The organism is Microbacterium sp. ARD31, assembly GCF_031844425.1.
Map to the genome: position 1 here is coordinate 72,661 of NZ_JAUZVE010000010.1, position 16,261 is coordinate 88,921.

Below are 16,261 nucleotides of genomic sequence, written 5' to 3' on the forward strand. Positions count from 1 at the left end.
GCGTGATCCTCGGCATAGACACGTCCCTCGGCACCGCGGTGGCGGTCGTCGAGCACGACGGCGTCGTCCGGGCCCAGCTCGAGAGCGCCGATCCGCGCGGGCACGCCGAAGTCATCGGCACGCTCCTGCAGCGCGTGCTCGCCGAGGCGCAGGTGGCGGCATCCGACATCACGCACGTCGCCGCGGGCATGGGGCCCGGACCCTTCACCGGTCTGCGCGTCGGGATCGCCGCCGCGCGCACCTTCGCCCTCGGCCGCGACGTGCCGGTCATCCCGGTGCCGAGCCACGACGCCGTCGCCCTCGAGCTGCTGCTGCACGACGCCCTCACCGGAGGCTACGAGGAGTCGATCGACCAGCCCTTCGCGGTGGCCACCGACGCGCGACGGCGCGAGTACGCCTACACCGTCTACCGCGGCCTCGACGACGACGGACTGCCGGTCCGCCTCTCCGAGGCAGCCCTCGTGCCCCGCGACGAGCTCGACGGCGTCCTCGAGGGCCGGGGGGCGCTCCGCCGGGATGCCGAGCGCATCCCCGCCGCCATGCTCGCGCTCGCCGGTGCCCGCGCCCTCGCCGCCGGACGCACGATCGGTCCCACCGACGCGCTGTACCTGCGCTCGCCCGACGTGACCGCGCCGACCGGCCCGAAGCGGGTGACGGCATGACCACGCGCCCTGCGACCGTCGACGACCTCGACGCGATCATGGCGCTCGAGCGCGCCTCGTTCCCGACCGACGCGTGGTCGCCGTCGATGATGCGCGAAGAGCTGACCTCGCCCCACGGCTGGTACGTGGTGGTCGAGGAGGCCGGGCGCCTCATCGGGTACGCGGGCCTGCGGGCGGTGCAGGGGGCGGCGGATGCCGACGTCCAGACCATCGCCATCGCCGACGGTGCGCGCGGCCGCGGTCGCGGCCGCGAGCTGCTGCGCACCCTCATCGCCGAGGCCGCGCGGCGGGGTGCCCACGACCTCTTCCTCGAGGTGCGCGCCGACAACCCGGTCGCGCAGGCACTGTACGCCTCGGAGGGCTTCCAGGAGCTCGGCCGCCGGGCGAACTACTACCAGCCGGACGGCGTGGACGCCGTCGTCATGCGACTGAAGGTCGCCGGATGGGCGGCGGCATGAACCGCGACGAACCCCTGGTGCTCGGCATCGAGACCAGCTGCGACGAGACCGGCATCGGCATCGTCCGCGGCCGGACGCTGCTGAGCAACACCATCGCCAGTTCCATGGACGAGCACGCCCGCTACGGCGGCGTCGTGCCCGAGGTGGCCGCGCGCGCCCACCTCGAGGCGCTCCAACCGGCGATCCACGCCGCCCTGGCCGAAGCGGGAGTCACCCTCGGCGACCTCGACGCCGTCGCGGTGACGAGCGGCCCCGGGCTCGCCGGTGCGCTCATGGTCGGCGTCGGTGCCGCGAAGGCCCTCGCCGTCGCGCTCGACCGGCCGCTCTACGCCGTCAACCACCTCGTCGGACACATCGCCGCCGACATCCTGGACGCCTCGGCGCCCCCGATCGAGTACCCGACGGTCGCGCTGCTCGTCTCGGGCGGCCACACCTCGCTGCTGCTCGTGCGCGACCTCACCTCGGACGTCGAGATGCTGGGCGAGACCATGGACGACGCCGCCGGCGAGGCGTTCGACAAGGTCGCCCGTCTGCTCGGCCTGCCCTACCCCGGCGGCCCCGAGATCGACCGCGCGGCCGCGAGCGGCGACCCCGCGGCGATCCGATTCCCGCGCGGGCTCTCGCGCGCCTCCGACATGGCGCGGCACCGGTACGACTTCTCGTTCTCGGGGCTCAAGACCGCCGTCGCGCGGTGGGTCGAGCAGCGCACCGCCGAGGGCGGCGACATCCCGGTCGCGGACGTCGCGGCATCCTTCCGCGAAGCGGTCGTCGACGTGCTCGTCACCAAGGCGCTCGCGGCGTGCCACGACCACGGCGTCCCGCGCCTCCTGCTGGGCGGCGGCGTCATCGCCAACAAGCGGCTTCGCGACGCCGCGATCGAGAGAGCGGATGCCGCGGGCGTCACGGTCCGCATCCCTCCGCTGTCGCTATGCACCGACAACGGGGCGATGATCGCCGCGCTCGCCGCCGAGCTGATCCGATCCGGTCGGCCGCCGTCGACGCTGGAGTTCGGCGCCGACTCGACCCTGCCGGTCACCGAGATCCAGGTCGCCGCGCGCACCGCAGGCGACCCGGACGACAGCCGTGACAGAGACGGCGACGCCGCGTGAGCGATCCCGCCGCCGAGAAGCCGCAGCTGCGGGTCGAGCCGCCGTCGTCGGACGTCGAGTCGTCCGCGGCCTCGTCGACGCTGCCCGGCCAGCACCGCGGCGGCTTCTCGCGCCTGCCCACCGGTCCAGTGGACGTCACCGTCCCCACCGGCCCGACCGTCGACACCGACGCGGTCTGGGCGCCGATCCAGCCCGCCGGACCACAGCGGGGCCTGGCGGCGTGGGCGCTCGCCTTCGCGGTGATGGGGCTCGCCGCGTCGCTCTTCGTCGGCTGGGGCTTCCCGATCGGGCTCGTCGCGGTGATCTCGGGCATCCTCGCCCTCCGCCGGCCCACCGAGAGCCGCTCGGTGGCGATCTGGGCCATCGTCCTGGCCGTGCTGTCGATCCTCTACAGCGCGGGGTGGCTGTGGTTCGCCGCCACGCAGGCCAACCTGCTGAGCGCGATTCCGACGAACTTCCTGGGCTGAGCCGGCGGTCGACCCGGTGTCAGGCGGCGTCGACGCGGTCGGCGAGGATCGTCGTGCGCCTCGACCCGATGCGGGTGACGAACAGCGTCGCGGCCTCGTCGCCGCGCAGCTTCAGTTTCGTGCGCAGCGTCGCGGGATCGATGTCGACGCCGCGCTTCTTGATCTCCAGACGCCCGATGCCGCGCGCCCGCAGCGCCGCGCCGAGCGCCTTGGTGTCGCTGGGCAGCACCTCGCGGACGCGGAAGGACTGCACGAACGGGCTCGTCACCGCGGCGTCGCCGGTGAGGTACGCGATGCGGGGATCGAGCGTGCCGGCCTCGAGCGAGCGCGCCACCTCGCCGATGAGGCGTGCGCGGATCACCGCGCCGTCGGGTTCGTGCAGGAAGGCGCCGAGCTCGCGGGCCGGCTCGTCCTCGGCATCCGCGGCCGCCGTCAGCTCCCAGGCCGCGTCCCCGCGCATCACCAGCGCCGCGCGCGCGATCCCGGGGCGCGCCAGCGCTCCCGACCAGATCACGAGCTCGATCGTCGACCCGTCCGCGCTCACCCACTGGGCCTCGCCGCCGTCCGGCAGGAGGTCGCGGTCGAGCCCCGGCCCGAGCTTGATGCCCGCCGGCACCCGATCGGTCAGAGCGAACGACCACTCCAGCGACGGCGACCAGTCCGAAGGCGCGGTCCGTGCGGTCTCGCCGTGGCCCGCCGCGCGCCGGGCGGGGTCCAGCCACACCGCCTGCGCAGCCTCGCTCGCGCCATCGGCGAACAGGTCTTCAGCCGCCTGCTCGGCCGTCGCATGACGCACCCGTGCGGTCTCGCCGAACGGAGCGAGGTTGTACGCCGCGATCGCCGCGGTCACCTCGTCGGCGTCGACGGCATCGACCGTGATGCCGAGCGCGGCGAGTCCGAGGGCGTCCCCGCCGATGCCGCAGCCGAGATCGGCGACCCGTGTGAAGCCGGCATCGCGGAAGCGCGCCGCATGGCGGGCGGCGACGCCCAGGCGCGTGGCCTGCTCGAGGCCCGCGCGGGTGAAGAGCATGCGGTCGGCGAAGGGGCCGAACTTCGCGGCCCCCTTGGCCCGCAGCCGTGCCTGACCGATGACGGCCGACACCAGATCGGGGGAGTGGCCCGCCTTCCGCAGGCGCGAGACGGCCGCGGCGACCTCATCGGTCGACGTCACCGTTCCCAGATCGTCGAGCAGGCGCAGGCCCTCGGGAGTGAGCAGCGCGGTCAGCTCGGCCATGTCCATCGCACCAGCCTAGGCGCGCTCGCGGTGGGCGCTCCGGGGGCGGCGGATGCGGCATCCGTCATCATCTGGCACTCACGTTGCGAGAGTGCCAGGTGCTTGCCTAGACTCTCGTTAGCACTCTCAGCGTGTGGGTGCTAACGAGTCTTGATTCTCAAGGAAAGCAGAGGTAGACCCGTGTCGGTTTCCATCAAGCCGCTCGAGGACCGCATCGTCATCAAGCAGGTCGAGGCCGAGCAGACCACGTCCAGCGGTCTGGTCATTCCCGACACCGCCAAGGAGAAGCCCCAGGAGGGCGAAGTCGTGGCGGTCGGACCGGGACGTATCGACGACAACGGCAACCGCGTCCCGCTCGACGTCGCCGTCGGCGACCGTGTGATCTACAGCAAGTACGGCGGCACCGAGGTCAAGTTCGGCGGTGACGAGTTCCTCGTCCTGTCGGCTCGCGACGTCCTCGCCGTCGTCGTTCGCTGACGCTTCGCGCACCACGCGCACAGAGAGGGTCGGATGCTTCGGCATCCGGCCCTCTTCGTCGTCCGGCCGTAGGCTGATCCGGTGAACCCAGATCCCCGCACGGCCGACACGGTCGTGCCCGCGGAGCCCGCTGCCGACGACCCCCGCGAACGCGCGCTGGGCGGTGTGTACGCCTTCACCGCGTACCTGCTGTGGGGCTTCCTGCCGCTGTACTTCCTCGCGCTCGCGCCGACCGGTCCGTGGGAGGTCGTCGCATGGCGCATCCTGCTGTCGCTGGCCTTCTGCGCCGTGCTGCTGACGGTCACCCGCGCGTGGCGGAAGCTCTGGGCGATCCTTCGCAACCGCCGGCTCGTGCTGTGGACGGTACTGGCCGGCGGGCTGATCTACGTCAACTGGCAGGTCTTCCTCATCGCCACCCTCACCGGGCACGTGATCGAGACGAGCCTGGGCTACTTCATCAACCCGATCTTCACGGTGCTGCTGGGCGTGCTCATCCTGCGCGAGCGGCTGCGGATCACGCAGTGGGTGGCGCTCGGCATCGCCGGTGTCGCCGTGGGCGTCATCATCGTCGGCTACGGCACGTTCCCGTGGATCGCGCTGTCACTGGCCTGCTCGTTCGCCCTGTACGGGCTGGTGAAGAAGCGGATCGGGCCCTCCGTCGACGCCGTCAGCGGCCTGACCCTGGAGTCCCTGTGGCTCGCGCCGGTGGCCGTCGCCCAGCTGATCGCCGTCGCCGCGACGGCAGGCATCACCCTCGGAACCCTCGGACCGTGGCACACGACGCTGCTGCTGCTGGCGGGCGTCATGACCGCGACGCCCCTGCTGTTCTTCGCCGCCGGCGCCCGCCGCGCCCCGCTCACGCTCATCGGGCTGCTGCAGTTCGTCGCGCCCATCCTGCAGTTCATCACCGGCGCGTGGCTGCTGGGCGAGCCGATGCCCCTCGAACGCTGGATCGGCTTCGCCCTCGTGTGGGTCGCTCTGACGGTGCTGACGATCGACTCGCTCAGCGCACGAGGCGCGCGATCGCCTGCGAAGCCTCGGTGATCTTCGCCTCGGCATCTGCACCGCCGGTGCGCGCGGCGTCGACCACGCAGTGCCGCAGGTGATCGTCGAGCAGCCCCAGCGCGACGGCCTCGAGGGCCGAGGTCAGCGCTGAGACCTGAGTCAGGATGTCGATGCAGTACTTCTCGTCCTCGACCATCTTGTGGATCCCGCGCGCCTGACCCTCGATGCGCTTGAGCCGATTGAGGTACTTCGCCTTGTCGGTGATGTAGCCGTGGTGGGCGTGCTCTTCGGCGTCGGCCTCGACGGGGCCGGATGCCTCGACGGGGCCGGATGCCTCGAACGAGGTGGATGCCGGTGCTTCGAGTGTCATGAGTGCTCCTGACGGGGGAGGTTCCGACTGCGGAAGCGCCGCAGCCGCAGACTGTTGCCGACGACGAACACGCTCGAGAACGCCATCGCCGCGCCGGCGATCATGGGGTTGAGCAGCCCGAGCGCCGCGAGCGGGATCGCGGCGACGTTGTAGGCGAAAGCCCAGAACAGATTGGTCTTGATCGTACCGAGCGTCGCGCGCGAAAGACGGACGGCATCGGCCGCGCTACGCAGATCGCCCCGCACGAGCGTGATGTCGGAGGCCTCGATGGCGGCGTCGGTGCCGGTGCCCATCGCCATGCCGAGATCGGCCTGCGCGAGCGCGGCGGCGTCGTTGACGCCGTCCCCGACCATTGCGACGGTCCGTCCCTCGGCCTGCAGCGCCCGCACCACGGCGACCTTGTCGGCGGGGAGCACCTCGGCGGTGACCCGGTCGATGCCGACCTGGCGTGCGATCGCGGCGGCTGCCGTGGCGTTGTCGCCGGTCAGCAGCACCGGCTCGAGTCCGAGGGCGCGCAGCTGCGCGACCGCTTCGGCGCTGGTGGGCTTGACCTGATCGGCCACGACGAGGACACCGCGAGCCGTGCCGTCCCACGCGACCGCCACCGCCGTGCGGCCGTGCGCCTCGGCATCCGTCATCGCCTGTTCGAGATCGGCGGGCAGCGCCACGGCCCACTCCGCGAGAAGGGCTCGGCGACCCACGACGACCGCATGGCCCTCGACGACCCCCGTGACGCCGTGGCCGGCGTGGGAGCGGAAGTCCTCGACCGCGGGCAGGTCGCCACCGGCGTCGGCGATCGCGCGGGCGATCGGATGCTCCGACGCGTGCTCGACGGCGCCGGCCCGTCGCAGCAGCTCGGCGCGATCCTGGCCGGCGACCGGGACGACGTCGACGAGCGCCATGCGCCCGGTGGTGACGGTTCCGGTCTTGTCGAGCACGATCGTGTCGACCCGGCGGGTGGACTCGAGGATCTCGGGGCCGCGGATGAGGATGCCCAGCTGCGCGCCCCGTCCGGTGCCGACCAGCAGCGCCGTCGGCGTGGCGAGTCCGAGGGCGCACGGGCACGCGATGATGAGGACCGTGACGGCCGCGGTCACGGCCGAAGCGGCGGGGAAGCCCAGCAGCAGCCACACGGCGAGGGCCGCGAGGGCGATGACCAGGACGATGGGCACGAAGACGCCCGAGATCCGGTCGGCCAGCCGTTGCACGTCGGCTTTGCCTGACTGCGCCTGCTCGACCAGCCGTGCCATCTGGGCGAGCTGGGTGTCATCGCCCACCCGGGTCGCGCGGACGACCAGCCGGCCGCCGGCGTTGACCGTCGCGCCGACGACGGGGTCTCCGGGCTCCACTTCGACGGGCACCGACTCGCCGGTGACCGTCGAGGCGTCGACCGCCGACGACCCCGAGACGACGACGCCGTCGGTGGCGATCTTCTCGCCGGGCCGCACGACGAACTCGTCGCCGACGAGCAGCTGGGCCACGGGAACCCGCAGTTCGACGCCGCCGCGCAGGACCGCCGCGTCTTTCGCGCCGACGTCCAGCAGCGCCCGCAGGGCGGCGCCGGCGCGGCGCTTCGACCGCAGCTCGAAATAGCGTCCGGCGAGGACGAAGGTCGTCACCCCGGCGGCGACCTCGAGATAGATGTCGCCGGCACCGTCGGAGCGCTGGATCGTCCACTCGAACGCGTGCGTCATGCCCGGCATCCCGGCGTGGCCGAGGAACAGTGCGTAGAGCGACCACAGGAAGGCGGCCGAGACCCCCATCGACACCAGGGTGTCCATGGTGGCCGCGCCGTGGCGCAGATTCACCGCGGCGGCGCGGTGGAAGGGCCACGCCCCCCACACCACGACGGGTGCGGCCAGCGCCAGCGACGCCCACTGCCAGTACGTGAACTGAAGTGCGGGGATCATCGCCAGGAGGATCACCGGCACCGAGAGGATCGCCGACCCGATGACGCGCTGGCGCAGCCTCGTCAGATCCGCGTCCTCGGCCGGCGCGGAGTCCGCCGCGGGCTCGCTCCGCGGGGGAGCGGGGACGGCGGCGGTGTAGCCGGTCTTCTCGACCACGGCGATGAGCGCGGCGGCGTCGACATCGGGGGGAACCGAGACGAGTGCCTTCTCGGTCGCGTAATTCACGGATGCCGCAACCCCCGGCATCCGGTTGAGCTTCTTCTCGATGCGCGCCGCACACGACGCGCACGTCATGCCTCCGATCTGGAGTTCGACGCGCGCGCCCGCGAGGCCGCCGCCGGTCGCGGACGCGGAGGTCATCAGGCCCGGACCGCCGCGTAGCCGGCCTCGTCGACGGCGGCGAGCACGTCGGCATCGGTCAGGGGCGCCTCGGACTCGACCACGAGTGTGCCGGTCTTCGCGCTCACGTCGACACCGGTTACGCCGGTGAGCTGCGACACCTCGCTGCGGACGCTGGCCTCGCAGTGGCCGCAGGTCATGCCGGTCACGCGGTACTCGTACTTCTCGGTCATCGTGTCGCCTTTCGCTCGGGGATACCCCTTGGGGGTACTGCTTCTCGAGTGTATACGCCTCAGGGGTATGCGGGGGCCGCCGGCGAGGCTTTCGGGTCCGTTACACATCGTTAACGAATGGCAACATTCACGAGACCCTCCCAGGGCTAGGTTTAGGGGAACTGGGGGCCCTCGGGCCTGCCCGACTCACACACAGCAAGGAGCACAATGAGCGTCTTCACACGTTCTCGCGCCGGCAAGTTCCTCGGCGGCATCGCCGCGGTCGGCGTCAGCGCACTCATCCTGGCCGGCTGCAGCTCGACCAACGGCGGCGGTGGCACGGATGACTCCGACGGCCCCGCGGAGCCGATGGACGAGATCAGTCTCAAGATCGGCACGGCCCTGCCCCAGACCGGAAACCTGGCCTTCCTCGGTCCGCCCGAAGAGGCCGGCGTCGCCTTCGCCGCGGCGCAGATCAACGAGGTGTCCGAAGAGACCGGACTCGACATCGAGGTCGTCTACGGCGACTCGGGCGACACCGACAACAAGGCGTACGAGACCGAGATCCCCCGCCTCCTGGGCGAGGACGTCTCGGCCGTGATCGGCGCGGCATCCTCGGGCACGTCGCTGCAGTTCATCGACCAGCTCGTCGGCGCCGGCGTCATCCAGTTCTCGCCGGCCAACACCTCGGACGCCTTCACCACCTACGAGGACAACGGGCTGTACTTCCGCACCGCGCCCTCGGACGTGCTGCAGGGCGACGTGCTCGGCAACCTGATCGCCGAGGACGGCAACCAGACCCTCGGCATGATCGTGCTGAACGACTCGTACGGCACGGGCCTGGCCCGCTACGTCACCGAGGCGTTCGAGGCAGCCGGCGGCGAGGTCGTGGCAGCGCCCACGTACAACACCGGCGACACCACGTTCGACGCCCAGATCAGCGAGGTCGTCGCGGCCGACCCCGACGCGATCGCCCTGATCACGTTCGAAGAGGTCGCCACGATCCTCCCGAGCCTGCTCGGCGAGTTCCCCGGCGAGAAGCTCTACTTCGTCGACGGCAACCTGTCGAACTTCGGGGACGACCTGCCCGAGGGCTCGCTGACCGGCGCCAAGGGCACCCTGCCGGGTCTGTCGATCGACACCCTGACCGACTTCACGTCGGAGCTCGACGCCTTCCTCGAAGAAGAGGGCGACGACCCGCTAACCGAGTACAGCTACGCGGCGGAGTCGTTCGACGCCACCGTGCTGCTGGCGCTCGCGTCGCTGGCCGCAGCCTCGGACGACCCGGCGGCCATCGCCGAGAAGCTCATCGAGGTCTCGGGCGGCTCCGGCGATGGTGAGAAGTGCGACACCTACGCCGCGTGCGCCGAGATCATCGTCGGAGGCGGCGTCGCCGACTACGACGGCATCTCGGGTCCGATCACCTTCAACGAGGTCGGCGACCCGACCGAGGCGTCGATCGGGATCTACGAGTACGGCGAGGACAACAACTACGTCGCGTACGAGGGCTGAGCACCTCTCGCGCTGACACGGTGAGGGCCCCGGATCTTCGGATCCGGGGCCCTCGCTCATGCCGCGGCCGTGTCGCCGGGGTGCCGGTGGCGCCGGGGTCCCGGTGGCGCCGGGGTCCCGGTAGCGCCGGGGCGGTGGCGCCGGGGTGCCGCGTGCGCACGCGCCCCCGGCGTGCGGGGGAATCACGCACGCGTGTGCCGCGTGCGCACGCGCCCCGGCCGCGCGCCACGCGCCCCGGCCACGCGCCCCGGCCTCGCCGCGGCCCGGCCCGACCACCCGTGCCGCGCGGCGGGGTGGTCAGGTGCCGAGCGTGCCGAGGTACAGCTCGGTGACCTTCGGGTCGTTCAGCAGGTCGCGGCCCGACCCGGTGTACGCGTCGCGCCCCTGGTCGAGGACGTAGCCGCGGTCGCAGATCTGCAGGCACCGGCGGGCGTTCTGCTCCACCATGATGCACGTGACGCCGGCCTTGTTGATCTCGGAGACGCGGATGAACGCCTCGTCCTGACGGACGGGCGACAGACCCGCCGAGGGCTCGTCGAGCAGCAGCACCTTCGGGTCCATCATGAGTGCGCGGCTCATCGCGACCATCTGCCGCTCGCCGCCCGAGAGCGAGCCGGCGCGCTGCTTCAGGCGCTTCTTCAGCTCGCCGAAGATGCCGGTGACGAACTCCAGCCGCTCGGCGTACGCGGACGGGCGCTGGTACAGCCCCATCTGCAGGTTCTCTTCGATCGTCAGCGACGGGAAGACGTTGTTGGTCTGCGGGATGAACCCCACTCCGCGCGAGACGAGCTGATTGGCCTTGAGCCCGGTGATGTCGTCGCCTTCGAGGATCACGACGCCGCTGCGGACGTTGACCTGGCCGAAGATCGCCTTCAGCAGCGTCGACTTGCCGGCACCGTTCGGGCCGATGATGCCGATGAGCTCGCCCTTGTGTGCGACGAGGTTGCAGCCGTTGAGGATGTTCACGCCGGGGAGGTAGCCCGCGTGGACGTCCTCGACGACGACGACCGGTGTCCCGGTGGCGGTGGCGCTGGTCACTTCGCGTCCCCCTGCTTCTCTTCGGACTCGAGTTCGGCGGCGGCTTCGGCCTCGATCTGGTCTGCGCTGGCCCGAGCGGATGCCGCGGCATCCGTCGTCCGGTCCGCATCGACGACGTCGATGCGTCCTGTCACGACACCGAGGTCGACCTCTTGGTGGGCCCCCAGGTAGGCGTCGATCACGGCGGGGTCGCGCATGACGCTGTACGGGTCGCCTTCGGCGACGATGCGGCCTTCGGCCATCACGACCACCCAGTCGGCGATGTGGCGGACCATGTGCATGTCGTGCTCGACGAACAGCACCGTCATGCCCTCGTCCTTGAGGTCGAGGATGTGGTCCAGCAGCGACTGCGTCAGGGCCGGGTTCACCCCGGCCATCGGCTCATCGAGCATGACCAGCGTCGGCTCGGTCATGAGGGAGCGCGCCATCTCGAGGAGCTTCCGCTGGCCGCCCGAGAGGCTGGCGGCGAAGTCGGACGCCTTCGTGTCGAGCTTGAACTTCCTCAGGATCTCCATCGCCCGCGTCTCGAGCGCCTGGTCCTGCTTGCGCCACAGTGCCGGGATGAGGCTGGCGAAGAACTTCTCGCCGCGCTGGTCCTTCGCACCGAGCTTCATGTTCTCGAGCACCGTGAGCAGTCCCAGCGCCTTGGTGAGCTGGAACGTGCGCACGAGTCCCATCCGCGAGACCTTGTACGCGGGGACGCCCGAGAGGTCCTTGCCGTCGTAGCTCCAGGTGCCCTCGTTGGGCTTGTCGAACCCGGTCAGCAGGTTGAACAGCGTGGTCTTGCCGGCGCCGTTCGGGCCGATGAGCGCGGTGATGGCCCCACGGGGGATCTCGAGGTGATCGACGTCGACGGCGTGCACGCCGCCGAACGAGCGACGCACGCCGTGGGCGATGATGATCGGGTCGACTTTGGCGCACCCGGGTGCGGCGTCGCCCTTGTGCAGGCCCGTGGTCTTGGGCCGGGCGACCGGCGCGGTCGACGGCGGCGGCTCGGCCGGAGCCTCGTAGGCGGAGTCACTTGACAAAGGTCAGCTCCTTCTTGTTTCCGAGCAGCCCCTGCGGCATGAAGATCACCAGCAGCATCAGCGCGACGCCGACGAGGATGAACCGCAGCGTGGCCGCCTGGATCGACGACATGCCGAACAGCAGGCCGGCCGACGCCAGTGCGGGGAGCACGTTGGAGAGGAACGTCTGCAGCACCCAGAAGATGAGCGATCCGAGCAGCGGTCCGAACACCGTCGCCGCGCCGCCCAGCAGCAGCGCCGTCCAGACGAAGAACGTCAGCGAGGTCACATAGACGCCCGGGCTGATGGCCGCAGGCAAGGCGTAGACGATCCCTCCCGCCGCGGCGATCACCCCGCCGAGGACCAGGGACTGCATCTTGTACGCGTAGACGTTCTTGCCGAGCGAGCGCACGGCGTCCTCGTCCTCGCGGATGCCCTTGAGAGCGCGGCCCCAGGGGCTGTGCGTCAGCATCCACACCACGAGCGCCGCGATCGCGATCGTGATGACGCCCATGATGCGCACCCACCACTGCGTCTCGTTGTACGTCCACGGACCGAAGCCGTAGATGCCGTCGGGGATCGGGTTGGATGCGCGGAAGCTGGCGTGGTACCCGCTCAGGCCGTCGGCCGAACCCGTCACATCGTCGAAGGCCGTCGTGAGGAACAGCAGGCGCAGCACCTCGGCGGCGGCGATCGTGACGATCGCGAGGTAGTCGCCGCGCAGTCGCAGCGTCGGGATGCCGAGGATGAGCGCGAAGATCGCCGCAGCCACGAGCCCGAGGATCGCCGCGAGCCACCACGGCAGCCCGAACGTGAGGATCGAGATCGCGTAGCCGTAGGCGCCGATGGCCATGAAGCCGGCGATGCCCATGTTGATCAGGCCCGCGTAGCCGAAGTGCATCGCGAGACCCAGTGCGGCGAGGGCGTAGCCCATCGTCGCCGGGCTCAGGATCGACGAGGCGGAGTTGGAGAGAATCTGCAACCAGTCCATGGGTTCGCCTAACCTATTCTCTCGCGCCGGCCGAGGATGCCTTGTGGCCGGAACAGCAGGATCACGATGAGGATGAACAGCGCGCTGGCGAACTTCAGGTCCGCCGGGATCCACAAGCTCGACGCCTCGACGAGGATGCCGACGATCAGCGCTCCGACGAGGGCGCCGTACGCCGTGCCGAGACCGCCGAGGACGACCGCGGCGAACATGAGCAGCAGCACCTGCGCACCCATGTCCCATCGGATGCCGGGACGGTAGTACGCGTAGAGCACGCCCGCGAGGCCGGCCAGACCCCCCGCGACGATCCACACCACCCGCACGACGGCGTCGACGTCGATGCCGGATGCCGCGGCCAGCGACGGATTGTCCGAGATCGCCCGCGTCGCCTTGCCGAGCTTGGAGCGGGTCAGCCACAGGGCGAAGGCGACGATCACGACGATCGAGATGCCGATCGACACCATGTCGATGATGCTCATCTGCACGACCCCGAACAGCGGGATCTTCGGCGTCGACGAGAAGGGCAGCTGTGCCGTGCCGCCGCCGATGAAGAACTGGAACAGGTAGCGCATCGCCAGCGAAAGGCCGATCGAGACGATCATCAGCTGGACGACCCCGACACGGCGACGGCGCAGGGGTCGCCAGATGATCATGTCGAGGACGAGTCCCAGCACGGCGCTGAGGATCACCGCCACGGGGAAGCCGAGCCACCACGGCAGGGCCAGGCTCGCCGGTCCCACCAGGATCAGGGCGGCGACGGCGCCGAAGGTCACCATCTCGCCATGCGCGAAGTTCGAGATGCCGGTCGTGCCGTAGACCAGGGTGAGGCCGACGGCGGCCAGGGCCAGCATGAGGCCGAAGCTGATGCCCTGCACGAGACGCTGCACCAGCTGGTCGAAGAAGCCGGTGACGTTGCGCTCGCCCTCGCCGATGAAGAAGTTGACGGTCACCCGACCGCCCTGCGACATCTCCACCTCTTTGACGTTGGGGGTGTCGTCCTCGTCATCGACCACGGCGATGCCCTCGGGGAGCGTGTTCTCGTCGAGCGTGATGACGTACTCCTCGCCCCGTTCGGGGACGCCTACGCGCCACTGCCCGTTCTCGTCGGTCTCGACCTCCTGCAGCCCGCCGGGACCGTCGATGGTGAGGCTCACTCCTTCGAGTGGCTCCCCGTCGAGCTGCACGTTGCCGCTGATGCGGTACGGGTCGTCCTCGGCGGCGAAGGCGGGCGCCGACGTCGCGAAGATCCCGAGGAGCACCAGGAACAGGGCGAAGAGTGCGAAGACCGTTCTCGGACGCGCGGCGCGCATCGCGACCTCAGTCACAGGACTCACGAAACCTCCCAGTACGGCACACCGCGCGCCGATTACCGGGTCGCATCGGCCGTGATGAACGACGGTACGAGCGTAATGTGTCCGCGGTGTTTCGGGCGAGACACGCTCGCAAGACGTGACCTAATCGGGATCGCTTAGAATCATGCGTGGCGCGGTAGCGCGCGCCGGCCGCCGTCGTCCCCCCTCGAGCAACGCGCCCGATGCAGGCCAGGCACGCGCGCAGGAGAACCACATGGACCAGCACGACCCGTTCGGCTTCGTCGGACTCACCTACGACGACGTCCTCCTCCTGCCCGGTCACACCGACGTGATCCCGAGCGAGGCCGACACCTCCAGCCGCGTCACCCGCCGCATCACGGTGGCGACCCCGCTGCTGTCGGCGGCGATGGACACCGTCACCGAGGCCCGTCTGGCGATCGCCATCGCGCGCGAGGGCGGCATCGGCATCATCCACCGCAACCTCTCGATCGAGGATCAGGCGGCGATGGTCGACCGTGTGAAGCGGAGCGAGTCGGGCATGATCACCGACCCGATCACGACCACCCCCGACGCCACCATCGAAGAGGTCGACACCCTGTGCGCGACCTATCGCATCTCGGGCCTGCCGGTCGTCGGCGAGGAGGGGCGCCTGGTGGGCATCGTCACCAACCGCGACATGCGCTTCGTCTCGGGCTTCGAGCGCCAGACGACGCTCGTCCGGGACGTCATGACGACCGAGAACCTCATCACGGCGCCCGTCGGCATCGGCGCCGGCGACGTCATCGCCACCTTCGCCAAGCACCGGGTCGAGAAGCTGCCGCTCATCGACGAGGACGGCAAGCTCGCCGGTCTCATCACGATCAAGGACTTCGACAAGAGCGAGAAGTACCCGCTGGCGACCAAGGACGAGCAGGGACGCCTCCGCGTCGGGGCGGCCATCGGCTTCTTCGGCGACGCGTGGGAGCGCGCCGGCGCGCTTCGCGACGCGGGTGTCGACGTCATCGTCGTCGACACCGCCAACGGCCAGTCCGCCGGTGTCATCGACATGGTCCGTCGCCTCAAGGCCGACGCGTCCTTCGCGCACATCGACGTCATCGGCGGCAACGTCGCCACCCGCGAGGGCGCCCAGGCTCTCATCGACGCCGGTGTCGACGCGGTGAAGGTCGGCGTCGGCCCGGGCTCGATCTGCACCACCCGCGTCGTGGCCGGCGTCGGCGTGCCGCAGGTCACCGCGATCTACGAGGCGTCCCTCGCCGCGCGCGAGGCCGGCGTGCCGGTGATCGCCGACGGCGGCCTGCAGTACTCCGGAGACATCGCCAAGGCGCTGGTCGCCGGCGCCGACACGGTCATGCTCGGCTCGCTCCTGGCGGGCACCGACGAGTCGCCCGGCGAGATCGTCTTCCAGGGCGGCAAGCAGTTCAAGCAGTACCGCGGCATGGGCTCGCTCGGGGCGCTGCAGACGCGGGGCAAGAAGACCTCGTACTCGAAGGACCGCTACTTCCAGGCCGACGTCCCCAGCGACGACAAGCTGATCCCCGAGGGCATCGAGGGCCAGGTCGCGTACCGGGGCCCCGTGTCGGCGGTCGCGTACCAGCTCGTCGGCGGCCTGCGTCAGTCGATGTTCTACGTCGGCGCCCGCACGATCGACGAGCTCAAGGCCAAGGGCAAGTTCGTCCGCATCACGCCCGCGGGGCTGAAGGAGTCGCACCCCCACGACGTGCAGATCGTCGTCGAGGCGCCCAACTACAAGCGCTGAGACCCACGCGCTGACGACCCCCGTGACGGATGCCGCGACGCGGCGTATCCTCGCGGGCATGTGCCGGAACATCCACACGCTCCACAACTTCGCGCCCGCCGCCACCTCGGACGAGGTGAACGCCGCCGCGCTGCAGTACGTCCGCAAGATCGCCGGGACGACCAAGCCGTCCAAGGCCAACCAGGAGGCCTTCGACCGGGCGGTCCACGACATCGCGCACGCCACCCAGCATCTGCTCGCCGACCTCGTCGCCACCACCCCGCCCAAGAACCGCGAGGAGGAGGCGGCTAAAGCGCGCGCCCGCGCCGTCGCCTCGGGCCGCTACTCCGCCGCCTGACCCACCGTCCGACCGCCCCGTTCCACGGCCCCGCCCCGCAGCCCCGCGGCGGCGTGAGCCCCGGCGG

17 protein-coding genes are annotated in these 16,261 nt (G+C 70.7%); 9 read left to right on the forward strand and 8 right to left on the reverse strand.

Annotated features, from left to right (window positions below):
- The first annotated feature begins 2 nt into the window (after positions 1-2).
- Genes tsaB through Q9S36_RS22875 form a run of 4 tightly spaced genes read left to right on the forward strand, consistent with a single transcriptional unit; the run spans position 3 to position 2,696 of the window.
- Complete coding sequence (tsaB, locus tag Q9S36_RS22860) at positions 3-662, forward strand: tRNA (adenosine(37)-N6)-threonylcarbamoyltransferase complex dimerization subunit type 1 TsaB (protein WP_311287154.1); 660 nt, start codon at positions 3-5, stop codon at positions 660-662.
- Positions 659-1,120 (forward strand): ribosomal protein S18-alanine N-acetyltransferase, encoded by a 462-nt coding sequence (rimI, locus tag Q9S36_RS22865; RefSeq protein ID WP_311287155.1) that lies wholly within the window; start codon positions 659-661, stop codon positions 1,118-1,120. The genes tsaB and rimI overlap by 4 nt, the downstream gene beginning before the upstream one ends.
- Positions 1,117-2,229, forward strand: coding sequence for a tRNA (adenosine(37)-N6)-threonylcarbamoyltransferase complex transferase subunit TsaD (gene tsaD, locus Q9S36_RS22870; protein ID WP_311287156.1), 1,113 nt, complete (start codon positions 1,117-1,119; stop codon positions 2,227-2,229). Before rimI ends, tsaD begins: the two co-directional genes overlap by 4 nt.
- Positions 2,226-2,696, forward strand: coding sequence for a hypothetical protein (locus Q9S36_RS22875; RefSeq protein ID WP_251453485.1), 471 nt, complete (start codon positions 2,226-2,228; stop codon positions 2,694-2,696). Before tsaD ends, Q9S36_RS22875 begins: the two co-directional genes overlap by 4 nt.
- Positions 2,697-2,715: 19 nt before the next feature.
- Here Q9S36_RS22875 and Q9S36_RS22880 read toward each other — a convergent pair whose 3' ends face one another.
- Positions 2,716-3,936, reverse strand: coding sequence for a class I SAM-dependent methyltransferase (locus tag Q9S36_RS22880; protein ID WP_311287157.1), 1,221 nt, complete (start codon positions 3,934-3,936; stop codon positions 2,716-2,718).
- A gap of 174 nt (positions 3,937-4,110) precedes the next feature.
- Between Q9S36_RS22880 and groES the strand changes: the two genes are divergently transcribed.
- Together groES and rarD are read left to right on the forward strand one after the other, a co-directional pair.
- On the forward strand, positions 4,111-4,407 hold the full coding sequence (gene groES, locus Q9S36_RS22885) for a co-chaperone GroES (protein WP_251453483.1): 297 nt from the start codon (positions 4,111-4,113) through the stop codon (positions 4,405-4,407).
- 81 nt (positions 4,408-4,488) lie between these two features.
- Entirely contained in the window at positions 4,489-5,451 is a 963-nt protein-coding gene (rarD, locus tag Q9S36_RS22890) for an EamA family transporter RarD (protein ID WP_396653821.1), read from the forward strand.
- Here the strand turns inward: rarD and Q9S36_RS22895 are convergent.
- Genes Q9S36_RS22895 through Q9S36_RS22905 form a run of 3 tightly spaced genes read right to left on the reverse strand, consistent with a single transcriptional unit; the run spans position 5,411 to position 8,264 of the window.
- Positions 5,411-5,782 (reverse strand): metal-sensitive transcriptional regulator, encoded by a 372-nt coding sequence (locus Q9S36_RS22895; protein ID WP_311287158.1) that lies wholly within the window; start codon positions 5,780-5,782, stop codon positions 5,411-5,413. The genes rarD and Q9S36_RS22895 overlap by 41 nt on opposite strands.
- Positions 5,779-8,052: a heavy metal translocating P-type ATPase gene (locus Q9S36_RS22900; RefSeq protein WP_311287159.1), complete on the reverse strand. Its 2,274-nt coding sequence runs from the start codon at positions 8,050-8,052 to the stop codon at positions 5,779-5,781. Before Q9S36_RS22900 ends, Q9S36_RS22895 begins: the two co-directional genes overlap by 4 nt.
- On the reverse strand, positions 8,052-8,264 hold the full coding sequence (locus Q9S36_RS22905) for a heavy metal-associated domain-containing protein (protein WP_311287160.1): 213 nt from the start codon (positions 8,262-8,264) through the stop codon (positions 8,052-8,054). The genes Q9S36_RS22900 and Q9S36_RS22905 overlap by 1 nt, the downstream gene beginning before the upstream one ends.
- A 207-nt stretch (positions 8,265-8,471) precedes the next feature.
- On the opposite strand from Q9S36_RS22905, the gene Q9S36_RS22910 reads away from it, so the two are divergent.
- Positions 8,472-9,755, forward strand: coding sequence for an ABC transporter substrate-binding protein (locus Q9S36_RS22910; protein ID WP_311287161.1), 1,284 nt, complete (start codon positions 8,472-8,474; stop codon positions 9,753-9,755).
- Positions 9,756-10,052: 297 nt separating this feature from the next.
- Here Q9S36_RS22910 and Q9S36_RS22915 read toward each other — a convergent pair whose 3' ends face one another.
- The 4 genes from Q9S36_RS22915 to Q9S36_RS22930 form a co-directional block, all read right to left on the reverse strand.
- On the reverse strand, positions 10,053-10,793 hold the full coding sequence (locus tag Q9S36_RS22915; RefSeq protein ID WP_311287162.1) for an ABC transporter ATP-binding protein: 741 nt from the start codon (positions 10,791-10,793) through the stop codon (positions 10,053-10,055).
- A complete protein-coding gene (locus Q9S36_RS22920) occupies positions 10,790-11,740 on the reverse strand; it encodes an ABC transporter ATP-binding protein (protein ID WP_311287257.1) in 951 nt (316 codons plus the stop codon). The genes Q9S36_RS22915 and Q9S36_RS22920 overlap by 4 nt, the downstream gene beginning before the upstream one ends.
- A gap of 70 nt (positions 11,741-11,810) precedes the next feature.
- A complete protein-coding gene (locus Q9S36_RS22925; RefSeq protein WP_251453477.1) occupies positions 11,811-12,791 on the reverse strand; it encodes a branched-chain amino acid ABC transporter permease in 981 nt (326 codons plus the stop codon).
- An 8-nt stretch (positions 12,792-12,799) separates the two neighbouring features.
- Entirely contained in the window at positions 12,800-14,098 is a 1,299-nt protein-coding gene (locus Q9S36_RS22930) for an ABC transporter permease subunit (protein WP_396653831.1), read from the reverse strand.
- A gap of 256 nt (positions 14,099-14,354) precedes the next feature.
- On the opposite strand from Q9S36_RS22930, the gene guaB reads away from it, so the two are divergent.
- Positions 14,355-15,857 carry an IMP dehydrogenase gene (gene guaB / locus Q9S36_RS22935; RefSeq protein ID WP_311287164.1) on the forward strand — a complete coding sequence of 501 codons (1,503 nt, stop codon included), beginning with the start codon at positions 14,355-14,357 and terminating at the stop codon, positions 15,855-15,857.
- Positions 15,858-15,915: 58 nt separating this feature from the next.
- On the forward strand, positions 15,916-16,194 hold the full coding sequence (locus tag Q9S36_RS22940) for a DUF2277 domain-containing protein (protein ID WP_311287165.1): 279 nt from the start codon (positions 15,916-15,918) through the stop codon (positions 16,192-16,194).
- Positions 16,195-16,261: the final 67 nt, after the last annotated feature.

What these genes read in the sequence shown, in the direction of transcription:
- Q9S36_RS22880 (WP_311287157.1), bottom strand. Translation starts at nt 3,936, where the DNA reads ATGGACATGGCCGAGCTGACCGCGCTGCTCACTCCCGAGGGCCTGCGC.
- Q9S36_RS22910 (WP_311287161.1), top strand. Translation starts at nt 8,472, where the DNA reads ATGAGCGTCTTCACACGTTCTCGCGCCGGCAAGTTCCTCGGCGGCATC.
- tsaD (WP_311287156.1), top strand. Translation starts at nt 1,117, where the DNA reads ATGAACCGCGACGAACCCCTGGTGCTCGGCATCGAGACCAGCTGCGAC.
- guaB (WP_311287164.1), top strand. Translation starts at nt 14,355, where the DNA reads ATGGACCAGCACGACCCGTTCGGCTTCGTCGGACTCACCTACGACGAC.
- rimI (WP_311287155.1), top strand. Translation starts at nt 659, where the DNA reads ATGACCACGCGCCCTGCGACCGTCGACGACCTCGACGCGATCATGGCG.
- Q9S36_RS22930 (WP_396653831.1), bottom strand. Translation starts at nt 14,098, where the DNA reads ATGCGCGCCGCGCGTCCGAGAACGGTCTTCGCACTCTTCGCCCTGTTC.
- Q9S36_RS22895 (WP_311287158.1), bottom strand. Translation starts at nt 5,782, where the DNA reads ATGACACTCGAAGCACCGGCATCCACCTCGTTCGAGGCATCCGGCCCC.
- Q9S36_RS22900 (WP_311287159.1), bottom strand. Translation starts at nt 8,052, where the DNA reads ATGACCTCCGCGTCCGCGACCGGCGGCGGCCTCGCGGGCGCGCGCGTC.
- Q9S36_RS22940 (WP_311287165.1), top strand. Translation starts at nt 15,916, where the DNA reads ATGTGCCGGAACATCCACACGCTCCACAACTTCGCGCCCGCCGCCACC.
- Q9S36_RS22925 (WP_251453477.1), bottom strand. Translation starts at nt 12,791, where the DNA reads ATGGACTGGTTGCAGATTCTCTCCAACTCCGCCTCGTCGATCCTGAGC.
- Q9S36_RS22905 (WP_311287160.1), bottom strand. Translation starts at nt 8,264, where the DNA reads ATGACCGAGAAGTACGAGTACCGCGTGACCGGCATGACCTGCGGCCAC.